Source organism: Enterobacter sp. S-33 (genome assembly GCF_028735835.1).
Taxonomy (GTDB): Bacteria; Pseudomonadota; Gammaproteobacteria; order Enterobacterales; family Enterobacteriaceae; genus Enterobacter; species Enterobacter vonholyi.
Window position 1 is genome coordinate 363,138 of record NZ_CP117838.1, and the last position, 14,771, is coordinate 377,908.

Sequence of the window (14,771 nt, forward strand, 5' to 3'; positions counted from 1 at the left end):
CACCTCTACAGCGGTTTGGTGAATCGGAAATGGCTCTGCGTATATCCTTCACGGACGTAAAAACGGTGGGCGTCGGTGCGCTTCACGCTGGTGGAGAGCTCGGTCAGCTCCGCGCCCGCCTCTCGTGCCACCCCTTCCGCCCAGGCCAGCAGCTGGCTGCCCACCTTTAGCCCGCGCGCCTGCGGCATCACCACCAGCTCCTGGATCTCGCCGATCCAGCGCGCGTGATGGAGGTGAAACTGCAGGTGCAGGCCGATCATGCCGATGACCTGCCCGTCCAGTTCGGCAAGCTGGTAGCGCATGTTGTGATCCTGCAGATTGGCAAGATAGCCCGCGTGAAACGCCTGGCGATCGAACTCGGCCTGTTTCAATTCGCAGATTAACGCATAGACGATTTGCGCATCGTCGGCGGTGGCGGGACGAAGCGTACAGTCAGGCATGCTGTTTCTCCTTCTGACGGATAAGCGATAAAAAGGTCTCGACTGACTGTAGCAAACTTCCGCCGTTATTAAGGATATGGCAGTCGGACGGGGTGTAGCGCGCCGCACGCTCCAGCCGCTGGTCGATCTCGCGGGCGGATTCACGACCCCGTATCTGCAACCGGCTGCGCAGGACCTCCGGTGAAACCTGCAGGCAGACCGGCAGCAGGGCCGCCCCATAGCGGGCGCGTGCTTGCGAAAGATGCGCACGCGAGCCGTTGACCAGCACGTCGAACCCCGCATGCAGCCACAGATCGGTCTCGATGCCGATTCCGTAGTAATAGCCATTGGCGTGCCAGCTCAGCGCCAGCAGATTTTGCCCGGCACGGGTAAAAAACTCCTGCTCGCTCAGGGCGATATGGTTTTCACTCCCCGCATTGGCCGCCCGGGTAATGTAACGGTGCGCCACCAGCAGCTGGGGATGCTCCTGCTGCCGTAAGGCGGACAGCAGGCTGTCCTTACCGGAGCCGGACGGCCCCATTAGCCAGATAAGTCTTCCCATCAGAACACCCTCTTTCCCTGACGCCAGACGTGGTCGATATGAACGTGCTCGCCCCTGCGGTGGGCTAGGACCAGATCCGCCCGCTTGCCTTCGGCTATCTCGCCGCGATCCTGCAGATTAAGCGCCGAGGCCGGGTTTTTCGTCACCAGGCGAATCGCCTGCGGCAGCGTAAAGCGGTTGCCCTCGTCGTCGGCCACCCGGAACGCCGCGTCGAGCAGACTGGCGGGGTAATAGTCGGACGAGAGGATATCCAGCAGGCCGAGGGAAGCGAGCCTGCTTGCCGCGACGTTGCCGGAGTGCGAGCCGCCGCGCACGATGTTCGGTGCGCCCATCAGCACGTTCATGCCGTGCCTGCGGGAGGCTTCAGCCGCCTCGAACGTGGTGGGAAATTCGGCGATCACGCTGCCAAGCTGGTGGGATTCGAGCACGTGATCGTGTGTGGCATCGTCATGGCTGGCCAGCGCGATATTACGGTCCCGGCACATCGCCGCAATCCTGAGACGGTTAGGCTGCGACCACCGTGCCGCAAGCGCCAGCTGCTCTTCTTCGTAACGGGCCATCTCCGCGTCGCTGAGAGAATATTTGCCCTGATAGTATTCGCGATACTTTTCAATGTTGGCGAACTGACGCTGCCCCGGCGAGTGGTCCATCAGGGAGACCAGCGACACCGGCTCGCGGCCTACCAGCTTTTCAAACAGCGGCAGGGTGGTGTGGTGCGGCAGCTCGCAGCGCAGGTGCAGGCGGTGCTCGGCGCGGTTGAGGCCGCGTTTTTGCGTCTCCTCTACGGCGTTGATCATCTTCTCCAGATTCTCCAGACGGTCGCCGCCGTCGCGCACGTCACCAATTGCCACCGCGTCCAGTACGGTGGTGATGCCGCTGGCGACCATCAGCGCGTCGTGGCTGCTCATCGCAGAATGAGCGGGCCAGTCGACCTTCGGGCGCGGGGTGAAGAATTTATCCAGATTATCGGTATGCAGTTCAATCAGCCCCGGCAGCAGCCAGCCGCCTTCACCGTCCATCGCCTCGGGCGAGCGGCTCTGGGTTTCAGCAAACGCGCGGATTGTTCCGTCCTGGATCTCAATCGAGCCGTCAACCACCTCATTATCCAGCACCAGCTTGACGTTATTGATAATCATACGTTTGTCCCCATCGGGTGCAGTCTGTCCGCGACGCGGGTGCGAACGCTCTCATCGTGGAAGATCCCGACGATCGCCGCCGCGCGCGCTTTGGCCTGCTCGATCAGTTCCACCACGGCCGCGCTGTTTTTAGCGTCGAGCGAGGCGGTGGGTTCATCCAGAAGTAAAATCGGGTAGTCGACAATAAAGCCGCGGGCGATATTGACGCGCTGCTGCTCGCCGCCGGAAAAGGTCGACGGGGCAAGGTGCCACAGGCGCTCGGGCACGCTGAGGCGCGTCAGCAGGCTGGCGGCTTTGGCGGCACAGGTTTCGCGCGGCACGCCAAGATCCAGCAGCGGCTGCATGACCACGTCCAGGGCGGAGATCCGCGGGATCACCCGCAGAAACTGGCTCACCCAGCCGATCGTTGAGCGGCGCACCTCCAGCACCTTACGCGCGGGGGCCTGAACCAGGTCGACCCATTCTTCGCCGTGGCGAATATGAATATGGCCTTCGTCGGGCAGATAGTTGGCGTACAGGGAGCGCAGCAGGGTCGATTTTCCGCTGCCGGAGTGGCCGTGCAGCACCACGCATTCGCCGCGATTAACCTCCAGAGAGGCATTTTGCAGAACCGGCAGGCGTACGCCGTTTTGCTGGTGGAGCACAAAGGTCTTACTTACGTTTTGTACGTGGATCATGTTGGCCTCTTAGTTCTGCAACACGGACGACACCAGCAGCTGGGTATAGGGATGGTGGGGATCGTCGAGCACGCGGTCAGTTAACCCACTTTCCACCACCTGACCCTGCTTCATCACCAGCAGACGGTCCGCCAGCAGGCGCGCCACGCCCAGATCGTGGGTGACAATCACCACCGCAAGGTTCAGTTCCACCACCAGGCCGCGCAGCAGGTCGAGCAGTCGCGCCTGCACCGAGACGTCCAGCCCGCCGGTGGGTTCATCCATAAACACCAGCTTCGGATGGGTGACCAGGTTGCGGGCGATCTGCAGGCGCTGCTGCATCCCGCCGGAGAAGGTCGTCGGCAGGTCGTCGATGCGCGAGGCGGGGATTTCCACCTCTTCAAGCCAGTGCTGGGCGGTGGCGCGGATATTGCCGTAGTGGCGCGCGCCGGTGGCCATCAGGCGTTCGCCAATATTGCCCCCCGCAGAGACCTGACGGCGCAGGCCGTCCATCGGGTGCTGATGCACCACGCCCCACTCGGTGCGCAGCAGGCGGCGGCGCTCGGCCTCGCTCATGCCATAGAGGGAGTGTCCCTGATAGAGTATCTCGCCGTGTTGCGGCGTCAGGCGCGCGGAGATGGATTTCAGCAGGGTGGTTTTGCCGGAGCCGGACTCGCCGACGATCCCCAGCACCTCACCCGGCCACAGCTCGAACGACACGTCGCTAAAGCCTTTGCCCGGCGCATACAGGTGGGTCAGGTTATTAACCGAAAGCAGCGGTTTCATTGGCCGTTCGCCTCGCTCTGTTGGCGGCAAAAATCGGTGTCGGAGCAGACAAACATCCGTTTGCCAGTGTCATCCAGCACCACTTCATCCAGATAGCTGTGTTTGGATCCGCAGATGGCGCACGGCTCGTCCCACTCCTGCACCGTAAACGGGTGATCGTCGAAATCCAGGCTTTCCACGCGGGTGTAAGGCGGAACGGCGTAGATGCGTTTTTCGCGCCCGGCGCCGAAAAGCTGCAGGGCCGGCATCATGTCCATCTTCGGGTTATCGAATTTTGGGATTGGCGACGGGTCCATGACGTAGCGCCCGTTGACCTTCACCGGGTACGCATAGGTGGTGGCGATATGGCCGAAGCGGGCGATATCCTCATACAGCTTCACCTGCATGACGCCGTACTCTTCCAGCGCGTGCATGGTGCGGGTTTCCGTTTCGCGCGGCTCGATAAAGCGCAGCGGCTCCGGAATCGGCACCTGGAAAATCAGAATCTGATCTTCAGTCAGCGGGGTTTCCGGAATGCGGTGGCGGGTCTGGATCAGCGTCGCGTCTTCGGTTTTTTCGGTGGTCGCGACGCCCGTTACCCGCTGAAAGAAGCTGCGGATCGACACGGCGTTGGTGGTGTCGTCGGCGCCCTGGTCGATGACCTTCAGCACGTCCGCCTCGCCGATCACGCTGGCGGTAATCTGGATGCCGCCCGTGCCCCAGCCGTAGGGCATCGGCATTTCGCGGCCGCCGAAGGGCACCTGATAGCCCGGAATCGCCACCGCTTTAAGTATCGCTCGGCGGATCATGCGTTTGGTTTGCTCATCCAGATAGGCAAAGTTGTAGCCGCTTAAGTTAGCCATGTTTGCGCTCCCGTTGCAGGCGTTTCAGCAGTTCCAGTTCGGCCTGGAAATCGACGTAGTGCGGCAGCTTGAGGTGTGAGACAAAACCGGCGGCCTCAACGTTGTCCGCGTGGGCCAGCACGAACTCTTCGTCCTGCGCCGGGCCTGCAACGTGCTCGCCGTAGTCCGGTGCCTGCAGGGCGCGGTCGACCAGCGCCATGGCCATGGCCTTGCGCTCGCCGAGGCCGAATACCAGCCCGTAGCCGCGGGTAAAGTGCGGGTCTTCGTCTTCCGGGGCGACGAAACCGTTCACCATTTCGCATTCGGTCATCAGCAGTTCGCCGACGTTCACCGCAAAACCCAGCTCTTCCGGCACGATTTCAAGGTCGATGTAGCCGCTGCGAATTTCGGCGGCAAACGGGTGGTTGCGCCCGTAGCCGCGCTGGGTGGAGTAGGCTAGCGCCAGCAGATAGCCTTCGTCGCCGCGCATCAGCTGCTGCAGGCGAGAAGAGCGCGAGCACGGGTAAACCGGCGGCGTGCGGGTGATGTCATCCGGCTGCGCGCCAGAATCTTCTTCCGCCTTCGCCAGGCCCTGTTTTGCCAGCAGGCTGAAGACGTGCGGAGACGGTTCCTGTTCGGCATCGGAGGTGCTGAGCGTCGACGCTTCGCCGTTCGCCAGCAGGGTAAAATCCAGCAGGCGGTGGGTGTAGTCGTACGTGGGGCCAAGCAGCTGGCCGCCGGGGATGTCTTTATAAACGGCAGAAATGCGGCGTTCCAGGCGCATCTCCGCGGTATTGACCGGCTCGCTCACCGCCAGTTTGGCAAGCGTGGTGCGGTAAGCGCGCAGCAGGAAGATCGCTTCCACGTTATCGCCGCTGGCCTGCTTCAGGGCCAGCGCCGCCAGCTCGCGGTCGGCGATGCCGCCTTCGGTCATCACCCGGTCGACGGCGAGGTTTAGCTGCTGCTCGATTTGGGCCACGCTCAGCTCAGGGAGCTGTTCATCGCCCCGTCGTCTGTGCGCCTGCAGCGCATGGGCGGCGGCGATAGCCTTCTCGCCCCCTTTGACGGCAACGTACATCAGCACACCTCCACGTGGGTGGTCCGCGGGATGGCCAGCAGGCGCTCGCCGCAGGTCAGGATCAGGTCAATGCCCAGCGGGAACGGGTGCGGGCGCTCGGTCAGCTCGTGAATGATGCACTCCGGCAGCTGCGGCGCAACCATGCGCTCATCGGCGATGCCTGCGCCGGTCAGACGCAGCATGCGGCCGCCGCTCAGGCTGGAGACCTGCAAAATCAGCGTGGCGCTGGTTTCCGGAGCGACGGCGGAGTCTTCGCTCAGGGCATTCAGCTGTTCATGGCTGATTTGTTCGCCGGCCACGGCAAAGATTGCCTGCTGCGGCTGTTCAACCAGCGGGGCGCCGGTGTGAAAACGCAGGTTCTGGCTGGCGATATCGTTAGACAGGGCGCCCGAAAGCCATACCGGGGTATCGTTGTCGGCCAGGGTCAGCAGCACGCTGGTGGTCGCCAGGTTCAGCGGCAGCCAGCCCTGAGAGAGCTGGTGCAGCGAGACAATCACGCCCGGCTCGCTCATGGCTTTCAGCAGGCGACGAAAACTGTGTTGGGCATCCTGGACGGCCAGGGTAAAAGCGGTTTGAAGCGTCATGCGTTGTCTCCGCGAACGAGCGTAAAGAAGTCGACCCGGCTGGTATTCACTTCGGCCTGACGCGCGGCAAGACGTGCGGCGCGGTCGGCCTCCAGCGGGGAAATAAGGGTTTCCATCAGCGTCTGGAAATGCGGTTGTTCCTGTAAAAGCGCGTCGATGACCGCGCAGCGCTCGGCGTGCGCTTTATCACGCCCCAGCACGTAGCCGTAGCCCAGCGTGCCGCTGTGCAGGCGGATCGCTGCGCGGGTGAGGGTGGAATCTCCGGCGAAGAAGCGCTCGCCGGTGCCGCCCATGCGCGCCTGGATCTGAACGAGGCCGATCTCCGGTGCGCGAAGGGTGTCGTAGTCTGGCGTCAGGCTGAGCGCGTTCATGCGGGCAGCCAGCGCAGCAGGCTGGCTGTGGGCCAGCACGCGCATCCAGCGCTGTCGAGTGGCGGTGTCGAAGTGCATTCAGTGCTCCATGGTGAATTCGATCATGTCGGCGCGGGTCAGGCTGACGGAGTATTCCGTCGCGTCGATCTCGCCGTCACGGTGGTTGAGGGTGCGCACGCAGAGCAGCGGGGCCATATTGGGAATTTCGAGTACTTTGCTCTCTTTCGCCTGCGCGCGGCGGGCGCTGATGCGCGTCTGGGTGCGTTTCAGCGCAATGCCTGTCGCATTCTGGAGAAAATCATGCAGCGATCCGCTGGAGAAATTCTGCAGCACCGGCCAGAGGGTGAGGTCCGCGAAGTAGTGATCGATCTGGCACACCGCCACGCCGTTGACGCGGCGCAGCGTGCGCAGGTGGATGACGTTGTCGCCCTCCTGAATGCCCAGCGCGTCCGCCACGTGGCTGGAGGCCGGACGCAGCACCGAGAGCAGCTTTTCGCTGGTCGGGTGGCTGCCCTGATCCAGCAGGTTCTGGCTAAAGCGCGCCTGGGCGTTCAGCGGGTAGTCGAACGGGCGCATCAGCACCAGCACGCCCACGCCCTGACGGCGCTGCACCCAGCCGCGCTCGACCAGCTGGTCAATGGCGCGGCGGAGGGTATGGCGATTGACTTCATAGCGGTCGGCAAGCTGCTGCTCGGCAGGGAGGTAGTCTCCGCAGCGGTAGTGCGTGCGCAGCTCCACTTCGAGCTTTGCCGCAATCTCTTGCCATCGGGTGGGGTAACTGGTCGGATGTCTGGATAAGTGCATAGAAAACAAAGCCTCGCTTCTCAGATGAAGTGCTTACGCAAACGTTGAGAGAGGAAATCCAGCAGGCTGACGGTGACGATGATGAGCGCCATCAGGGCGCAGGTTTGCTGGAACTGGAAACCGCGAATCGCTTCCCACAGGGTGACGCCAATCCCGCCTGCGCCGACCATGCCGACCACGGTGGCGGAGCGGACGTTGGACTCAAAGCGGTACAGGGAGTAGGAGATCAGCAGCGGCATCACCTGAGGCAGAACGCCGTAGAGGATCTCTTCGATTTTATTGGCACCCGTGGCGCGGATGCCTTCCACCGGACCGGGTTCAATGGCTTCGACCGCCTCGGAGAGCAGCTTGGAGAGCACGCCGGTGGTGTGGATGAACAGCGCCATGACGCCCGCGAACGGACCCAGGCCGACGGCGACCACGAACAGCATCGCAAAGACCATTTCGTTGATGGCGCGGCAGGCGTCCATCAGGCGGCGCATGGGTTGGTATACCCACCACGGCACGATGTTTTCGGCGCTCATCAGGCCAAACGGAACGGAGAGAATGACGGCAAGCGCGGTGCCCCAGACGGCGATTTGCAGGGTGACCGCCATTTCGCTGAGGTAGTCCTGCCACTGGCTGAAGTCCGGCGGGAAGAAGTCGGCGGCGAAGGTCGCCATGTTGCCCGCGTCTTTGAAGAGCAGCAGCGGATCCATTTCCGCGCCCTTCCAGGAGATAACCAGCACCGCCAGCAGGATGGCCCAGCTTATGAGCGAGAACCAGCTGCGCTTTGGCGGCGGGAGAGTGATGGTTTGCATGTTGGCTCCTTAATCTGTTCTCCCTCTCCCTCAAGGGAGAGGGGACAAAGTTACTGCACCGCTTTATTCACGCTGGTCATCGCGCCGAGCGCGGCGGTCAGGCGGTCGAGGTCTTCAAGCTGGGCCTGAATCTCGGCCACTTTGCTGGTCTTTTCCTCGTCCTTCAGTCCCTTGTTGTCCTTGACGCCCTGCATCTCTTTAAACAGCGTCAGCTGGCGAATCGGAACCAGCTGCAGGTCACTTGACGGGCGGAACGGTGCCCAGCCCAGACGTTCGAGAACCGCTTTCTCTTCCGGCGTTTTGCCATAGTTCATGAAGAAGTCGTATACCTTGTCCTTGGTGCTCTCGGAGAGATTTTTACGCCACACGATCGGGTCGCCCGGGATCAGCGGCGATTTCCAGATAACCTTGATCTCTTTAAGCTTGTCCGGCGCTGAGGTTTTCAGCTTGTCGAGGTTCTCGGTGTTGTTGGTGGCAACGTCTACCTGCTTGTTGGCCACGGCCAGAGCGTTGGTTTCGTGGCTGGCGTTTACGGTGCGCTTGAAGTCGCTGGCGGAGGCGTTGTTTTTGGCGAAGACGTAGTAGCCAGGGACAAGGTAGCCGGAGGTAGAGTTCGGATCGCCGTTGCCGAAGGTCAGCTCTTTACGTTTGGCGAGCATGTCATTGAGGTTGTTGATCGGGCTGTCTTTGTTGACGATCAGCACGCTCCAGTAGCCAGGGGAGCCATCTGCCGCGACGGTCTGGGCAAAGACCTGGCCGTTCGCGCGGTCCACCGCTTCCATGGCGGAGAGGTTGCCGTACCAGGCGATGTCTACTTTATTAAAGCGCATCCCCTGGATGATGCCCGCATAGTCCGGGGCGAAGAAGGCGTTCACTTTGATCCCCAGTTTGGTTTCCATATCTTTCAGGAACGGTTCCCACTGAGGCTTCAGGTTCTGCTGTGATTCTGTCGAAATAATGCCGAAGTTCAGCGCTTTTTCCTGCTCTTCCGCATACGCTGGGCTTAACAGGGTGCTGATGCTGAACATGCTGGTAAAGGCCAGCGCGGCAACGGCTTTGTAGCTCATGTACTTTCCTCGGATCGGGTTTAATTAAGCAGCCTGCGCGTTCTCTTCGACGCGGTTAATGCTGCGGTAGAGATGGTCAAAACGTTCGTTATCAAACTGATGGCTCGCGCCATCAAAGAACACGTGCCCCTGACGCAGGGCGACGATGCGCTCGCAGTAGCGCAGGGCGTAATCCACCTGATGCAGCGTGACCACTACGGTGATGCCGTCGTTCTGGTTAATGTCGCGCAGGGTCTCCATCACGATGCGGGCGGACTCCGGGTCCAGCGAGGCGATGGGTTCGTCAGCAAGAATGATTTGCGCTTTCTGCATCAGCGCGCGCGCAATCGCCACGCGCTGCTGTTGCCCACCGGACAGGGTGGAGACGCGCTGGTGGGCGAAGTGCGCCATGCCGACGCGGGTCAGCGCCTGTAAGGCTTCCTGCTTCTGGGAAGGGGAGAACCAGCGCAGACAGGTGCGCCAGAACGGGGTGCTGCCGAGCGCGCCAATCAGCACGTTCTCCAGCACCGTCAGGCGGTTTACCAGGTTGAACTGCTGGAAGATGTAGCCCGTCTGGGCGCGGCTCTTGCGGATATCGCTCGCCAGACGCCCGGCGCGCTGTACGGTATTACCCAGCAGCTCGACGTGGCTTTCCGGCGTTTTATCGCCGGTGATAAGCCCGCTCAAATGGCGCAGAAGGGTAGATTTACCCGAGCCAGAAGGCCCGAGAAGCGCCACCATGTCGCCCTGCCGGACGGTCAGATCAACGGCATGCAGAGCCTTGTTGTGATTGAAGGTCTTGCTCAGTTTCTCGACGCGGATGACGGTTTGCATGTGCTGGGCCTCACGATAAATGTGGCCTCATGCTGGCGCATCAATATGACATTTGGGTTAAGTGCAGGTTGCGGGAGTTTGAAGAGTTGAAGTGAAAGCGATGACAGTTACTGTAGGCCCGGTAAGCGCAGCGCCACCGCGCGCTTTTGCTGGCTGCGCTGCGCATGTCCTGCCTACGACGTTTGTTGCTTAACGACGTTAATCATCCACGGCACGCCGTACTTATCGGTGACTCTACCAAAACCATGTGCCCAGAAGGTTTCCTGCCAGGCCATGTCGATGTTCCCGCCCGCGGCGAGGTTGTCGAACCAGCGTTTGCCTTCATGGACGTCCTGGGTGTCAAGCACCAGCGTAAAACCCGCGTACTGTGCGTTGCTGCCGGGCGGCATCCCGTCGCTCATCATGATATCGCTGCCCGCAATGCGGACGTTGGAGTGGGCGATAGCCGAATCCGGAAATTGCATACCGGACGGACAGCCTTCTTCGCTGTTATCGCTTTTTGGCATTTCACCGAAGGTGATTTTATAGAGAAGTTCTGCGCCGACGGCTTGCTGGTAAAAGGCGGTGGCCTCAGCGCAGTTGCCGGCAAAAGAGATGTAGGGACTTAACGGCATAATCTTTACCTCACGTAAGATAAGCCCGTTAAGTGTAGTGCCCGAAAGCCCGGTAAGCGAAGCGCCACCGGGCGGGTAAATCAGTTCTTTTTCACAAACTCTGATTTCAGCTTCATCGGACCGAAGCCGTCAATTTTGCAGTCGATATTATGATCGCCTTCAACCAGACGGATATTCTTCACTTTGGTGCCGATCTTCAGCATGGAAGAGCTGCCTTTCACTTTCAGATCTTTAATCACGGTGACGCTGTCGCCGTCCGCCAGCAGATTGCCGTTCGCATCTTTGACGACAAGTGCATCAGCATCGTTTGATGGTTCGGCATCATTCCATTCATGAGCGCATTCCGGGCAGATGAACATGCCATTATCTTCATAGGTGTATTCAGAATTGCATTTTGGGCAGTGTGGGAGTGACATATCGGTATCCTCAAAAAGTGTAAACGCGCTGGAAAGTGCCAGCTAAATGACGGCAGCGTGCCGAAAAAGGCGGCAAGTATAGCGCAAATCCACACGTTTGTCGGTGACATTGTGAATTAAAAAAATGCAAAAAACGTATTGGGAGTGACACTTCCTGTCAGTCAGTTAAGCGATGCTGACCTCATTAACACGGTGGGAAGAAATGACGCTAAATATATCGAATATTTTATTGTGGCAAATTGCTACGTTCCTTCATTTCGGATAAGGTGAAGCGACACATTGTTATTTATCTCTGGACTTCGCTGCTCTACATATCTTATGGCAGTGGGGTATTACCTCTCTTTTTAGGGGGGGAATAATGATGATATATCCTGAAGTTTCTTAAAAATGGGCTACGCTTTTTTTCTTTTGGCTGTCAGGCCAGGAGGGAAGCTATACACGCCATGCAAGGATAGTGAATTATTTCTGATTATCATCAATCAGTTATATTTCGGCGAACATGTTTTCCACACGTAATCATATAAGCCTGAACAACATAATTAATACCAGTGGCTTAATAAAAGTAATAAATTTGCGTTAAGGAAAGGCTTTTATCATGCACACACAGACCATTTTTGAATTAAGCCAGGAAGCTGAGCGTTTGCTGCAGCTCGCCCTGCAAAACCTTGATACGTTGAAATCAATGCCGACTGCGATGCTGGAGAGCACTGCGGCTGCTATTACGGGTGAAAAGAACAACGTTTTACCTTTGCATTTTAGCGCGCGCGGCGTCGAAGCGCAGCAGGCGATGCTGAATAATGAATTACGAAAAATAACCCGGCTGGAAATGGTCCTGGCTATTGTGGGCACCATGAAGGCGGGGAAATCAACCACCATTAATGCGATTGTGGGGACCGAAGTGTTGCCGAATCGCAATCGTCCGATGACGGCACTTCCTACCCTGATTCGCCACACGCCGGGTCAGAAGGAGCCGGTGCTGCATTTCTCGCATGCCTCGCCCATTGATGAATTGATCCAACTGCTCCAGAAAAAGCTATGCGATTACGACCGCGGGAAGCTGGCTCAGCGTCTGGAAATTGATAAAGACATGAATACGCTGCTGGAGCGCATTGAAAAAGGGGAAGCGTTTGAGAAGCATCACCTGGGCGCACAGCCGATATTTCACTGTCTGAAAAGTCTCAACGACCTGGTGAGGCTTTCCCAGGCATTAGGTGTAGAGTTTCCGTTCTCTGAGTATGCGGCTATCGAACATATCCCGGTAATTGAAGTGGAGTTCGTGCATCTTGCGGGTCTGGATGCTCACCTCGGACAGCTGACGCTGCTCGATACGCCCGGGCCGAATGAGGCCGGACAGCCGCACCTGCAAAAAATGCTCAGCGAGCAGTTGTCCCGCGCGTCGGCGGTGCTGGCCGTGATGGATTATACCCAGCTTAAATCCATCTCTGATGAAGAAGTCCGCCAGGCCATTTCTGCGGCGGGAAAATCCGTGCCGCTGTATGCGCTGGTCAATAAATTCGATCAGAAAGATCGCAATAGCGACGATGAAGAGCAGATCCGGGCGATGATCTCCGGCACCTTAATGAAAGGCAATATTTCACCCGGCCAGATCTACCCCGTTTCGTCCATGTGGGCCTATCTGGCGAACCGCGCTCGCTACGAGATGAGTACCCACGGACAACTGCCGGATCATCAGGAGCAACCCTGGGTGCAGGATTTTGCTGAAGCTGCGCTTGGACGTCGCTGGCGCACGGCGGACCTGGACGATATCGACCATATTCGTCATTCTGCCGATTTGCTCTGGGAAGATTCGCTATTCGAACAACCGATACGCAAACTGATTTACGCCGCCTATGCCAATGCTTCGCTTTACGCGCTGCGTTCGGCCTCGCATAAGCTGCTTAACTACGCGCAAAATGCCCGGGAGTATCTCGACTTCCGCTATCAGGGATTGACGGTTGCCTTTGAGGCGCTGGAACTGAACATCGCACGTCTGGAAGAGGACATGGCGCTTCTGCAGACGCGTCAGAGCGTGGTGAGCGATGAGGTGAAACATGAGGTTGAAGAGGCTCTGAACGCCACTACGGACTTTATGGGAGCCCAAAAAACTGCGCTTCACCAGGCGATTGGTGAGGTGTTCAGCGCTCAGCATATTCTTGATTTGGCAGGTATCGATCGGCAGAACCTTCGCGGTGACGAGCCGCACGAGCTGAAACAGCTGGTTCTGGAAGATGAAGGGCAGGCGCAGATCGCGCTGAGTAAAATCCGCTCCTCCTGCGAGCTGGTGATGCTGGATGCACAGACGAAGATTTGCCGGGAGCTGGCGTTACGCTTCGACCAGCTTGAATCTACGCTGGCGCGTTCCCTGAACGAAGCCATGCGCCCCATCGAAACGCGTATTAAAGAGCATCTGAGCCATGCGGGTTTTCGGGCGCGGATCAGTTTCCCCGCGTTTCAGGCAAGCCAGCTTAACTTCAATACGCGAGCGCTGTTTAACGATGCGATTGCGCAGGATGACAGCCAGGCTGGCCACCCATCCGGCGGGAGCAGCATGCGTGAAACAGTCTCTCGTTGGCTCAATAATCCGGGCTGGGGCTGGGATGAGTATGTGGAAACGCGCACGCGCTATGTTATCGATATTGCGCAGCTACATGACAGATTTAAGCAACATATTGAGCTGTTTTGTGAACAAATACGTAAAGCTTTGTCCGCGCAGGTCGATGTCTCTGTTACGGCAGGAATGGCAACGTTCTTTGCAGAATTTTCTTTGTGCCTGACCGGGTTACAGGAAAGCTTGCGTGATAGCCTCGCAGTGCGTCAACAGAATGAGCATTCAACCCGAGCGCTCTGCCAGTTGTTGAAGCAAAGTATTACTACTGCGACGTGGATACAGGAAGATACCCGACTGTTACGCGATGATATTCAAACTCTATTCGCGGCAGAGCAACCATGACAACACCACTACTGGATGGCCCCGGGCGAACGCTGGAGTGTATTAATCCAAAATTTATGGTCGATCTGGTTCAGGGAGTGGACGCGGCGCGTCATCCTCACCTGGGACCTCAACAGCTTCAGTTTCGTGAGCGTTTGACTCAGGAAATCATGACGCATACCCGGCTACGCCCCTGGGCGATGGCGGGTATGCTCAATGAAAATGCGGCGCTGCGCCTGGGGCTGGCGGAAAAACTGGCCGGCATGCTTGACCCGGGTCATCTCGCGCTGACGCTGATGGCAGAGAAACTGATTGCTTTGCGCCAGCAGACGCACCCGCGCGCCCAGCAGTCCCCCGGACTGATGCAGCAGTACGCTGAACTCTCTTCTCATTTTACCCAACGCGCCGCCTGGAAAGAGAAGGCGCTAACCCAGCGCGGGCTGACGGTGCAGGCGGGCGAGCACAGCGAGCAGATTTTTACCCGCTGGCGGGCCGGACATTATGATGGCTGGTCGCTGGCCGGGCGCTGTTTTATCGTCCTGGAAGAGCTGCGCTGGGGGGCATTTGGTGACGCATGCCGCCTCGCGAATGAAGATGTGGCGGCAATGCTTAAGGATAACCTGCGCAGCATGGCGGCTAATTATCTGGCGCAGGGGATCAATGCGTCACCCACGACCCGCCATTTCTATCACCAGTGGCTTACAACGCCGGCCTCTCCGGGCTTAATCGATCATAAAGATATGCTGGGCTGGCTGGGGGACTGGTGTCAGGCGGATCAACATCCGGTGAGCTGGTCAGTGACGCAAAACTGGCAGACCGTCGCGCTGGGCATGCCGCGGCTCTGTTCGGCAAAACGGCTGGTGGACGGGATGGTGGAAGAAATTTTTGGATGAATACCTTATCACCCCGATCCTC

Annotated in this window: 17 protein-coding genes; 2 read left to right on the forward strand and 15 right to left on the reverse strand. The window is 58.9% G+C overall.

Annotated features, from left to right (window positions below):
- Nucleotides 1–5: 5 nt before the first annotated feature.
- From phnO to PUP35_RS01735, 15 genes are all read right to left on the reverse strand, one after another.
- The gene (gene phnO / locus PUP35_RS01665) at nt 6–440 is read right to left on the reverse strand and encodes an aminoalkylphosphonate N-acetyltransferase (RefSeq protein WP_115876895.1); all 435 of its coding nucleotides are present in this window, start codon (nt 438–440) and stop codon (nt 6–8) included.
- Nucleotides 433–984, reverse strand: coding sequence for a ribose 1,5-bisphosphokinase (phnN, locus tag PUP35_RS01670; RefSeq protein ID WP_274243212.1), 552 nt, complete (start codon nt 982–984; stop codon nt 433–435). The genes phnO and phnN overlap by 8 nt, the downstream gene beginning before the upstream one ends.
- Nucleotides 981–2,117, reverse strand: coding sequence for an alpha-D-ribose 1-methylphosphonate 5-triphosphate diphosphatase (phnM, locus tag PUP35_RS01675; protein ID WP_127729310.1), 1,137 nt, complete (start codon nt 2,115–2,117; stop codon nt 981–983). The genes phnN and phnM overlap by 4 nt, the downstream gene beginning before the upstream one ends.
- Nucleotides 2,114–2,794 carry a phosphonate C-P lyase system protein PhnL gene (phnL, locus tag PUP35_RS01680; protein WP_274241795.1) on the reverse strand — a complete coding sequence of 227 codons (681 nt, stop codon included), beginning with the start codon at nt 2,792–2,794 and terminating at the stop codon, nt 2,114–2,116. Before phnL ends, phnM begins: the two co-directional genes overlap by 4 nt.
- Before the next feature lie 9 nt (nt 2,795–2,803).
- Nucleotides 2,804–3,559 (reverse strand): phosphonate C-P lyase system protein PhnK, encoded by a 756-nt coding sequence (gene phnK, locus PUP35_RS01685; protein WP_115876891.1) that lies wholly within the window; start codon nt 3,557–3,559, stop codon nt 2,804–2,806.
- Nucleotides 3,556–4,401: an alpha-D-ribose 1-methylphosphonate 5-phosphate C-P-lyase PhnJ gene (locus tag PUP35_RS01690; protein ID WP_133293606.1), complete on the reverse strand. Its 846-nt coding sequence runs from the start codon at nt 4,399–4,401 to the stop codon at nt 3,556–3,558. Before PUP35_RS01690 ends, phnK begins: the two co-directional genes overlap by 4 nt.
- Nucleotides 4,394–5,458 (reverse strand): carbon-phosphorus lyase complex subunit PhnI, encoded by a 1,065-nt coding sequence (locus tag PUP35_RS01695; RefSeq protein WP_274241797.1) that lies wholly within the window; start codon nt 5,456–5,458, stop codon nt 4,394–4,396. The genes PUP35_RS01690 and PUP35_RS01695 overlap by 8 nt, the downstream gene beginning before the upstream one ends.
- Entirely contained in the window at nt 5,458–6,042 is a 585-nt protein-coding gene (gene phnH, locus PUP35_RS01700; RefSeq protein WP_274241799.1) for a phosphonate C-P lyase system protein PhnH, read from the reverse strand. Before phnH ends, PUP35_RS01695 begins: the two co-directional genes overlap by 1 nt.
- Nucleotides 6,039–6,491, reverse strand: coding sequence for a phosphonate C-P lyase system protein PhnG (gene phnG / locus PUP35_RS01705; protein WP_115876888.1), 453 nt, complete (start codon nt 6,489–6,491; stop codon nt 6,039–6,041). Before phnG ends, phnH begins: the two co-directional genes overlap by 4 nt.
- Entirely contained in the window at nt 6,492–7,217 is a 726-nt protein-coding gene (gene phnF, locus PUP35_RS01710; protein WP_023326523.1) for a phosphonate metabolism transcriptional regulator PhnF, read from the reverse strand.
- A gap of 20 nt (nt 7,218–7,237) precedes the next feature.
- Nucleotides 7,238–8,017, reverse strand: a complete 780-nt coding sequence (gene phnE / locus PUP35_RS01715; protein WP_274241803.1) for a phosphonate ABC transporter, permease protein PhnE — start codon at nt 8,015–8,017, stop codon at nt 7,238–7,240.
- A 50-nt stretch (nt 8,018–8,067) separates the two neighbouring features.
- Nucleotides 8,068–9,084 (reverse strand): phosphonate ABC transporter substrate-binding protein, encoded by a 1,017-nt coding sequence (gene phnD, locus PUP35_RS01720; protein WP_274241805.1) that lies wholly within the window; start codon nt 9,082–9,084, stop codon nt 8,068–8,070.
- A gap of 24 nt (nt 9,085–9,108) precedes the next feature.
- Nucleotides 9,109–9,897: a phosphonate ABC transporter ATP-binding protein gene (gene phnC, locus PUP35_RS01725; RefSeq protein ID WP_136196026.1), complete on the reverse strand. Its 789-nt coding sequence runs from the start codon at nt 9,895–9,897 to the stop codon at nt 9,109–9,111.
- A 173-nt stretch (nt 9,898–10,070) separates the two neighbouring features.
- On the reverse strand, nt 10,071–10,511 hold the full coding sequence (gene yjdN / locus PUP35_RS01730; protein WP_115876885.1) for a VOC family metalloprotein YjdN: 441 nt from the start codon (nt 10,509–10,511) through the stop codon (nt 10,071–10,073).
- An 80-nt stretch (nt 10,512–10,591) separates the two neighbouring features.
- Complete coding sequence (locus PUP35_RS01735; protein WP_111964171.1) at nt 10,592–10,927, reverse strand: zinc ribbon domain-containing protein YjdM; 336 nt, start codon at nt 10,925–10,927, stop codon at nt 10,592–10,594.
- A gap of 595 nt (nt 10,928–11,522) precedes the next feature.
- Here PUP35_RS01735 and crfC point away from each other — a divergent pair.
- Both crfC and PUP35_RS01745 read left to right on the forward strand, forming a co-directional pair.
- Nucleotides 11,523–13,877 carry a clamp-binding protein CrfC gene (gene crfC / locus PUP35_RS01740; RefSeq protein WP_274241812.1) on the forward strand — a complete coding sequence of 785 codons (2,355 nt, stop codon included), beginning with the start codon at nt 11,523–11,525 and terminating at the stop codon, nt 13,875–13,877.
- Nucleotides 13,874–14,749, forward strand: a complete 876-nt coding sequence (locus PUP35_RS01745; protein WP_111964169.1) for a diguanylate cyclase regulator RdcB family protein — start codon at nt 13,874–13,876, stop codon at nt 14,747–14,749. Before crfC ends, PUP35_RS01745 begins: the two co-directional genes overlap by 4 nt.
- Nucleotides 14,750–14,771: the final 22 nt, after the last annotated feature.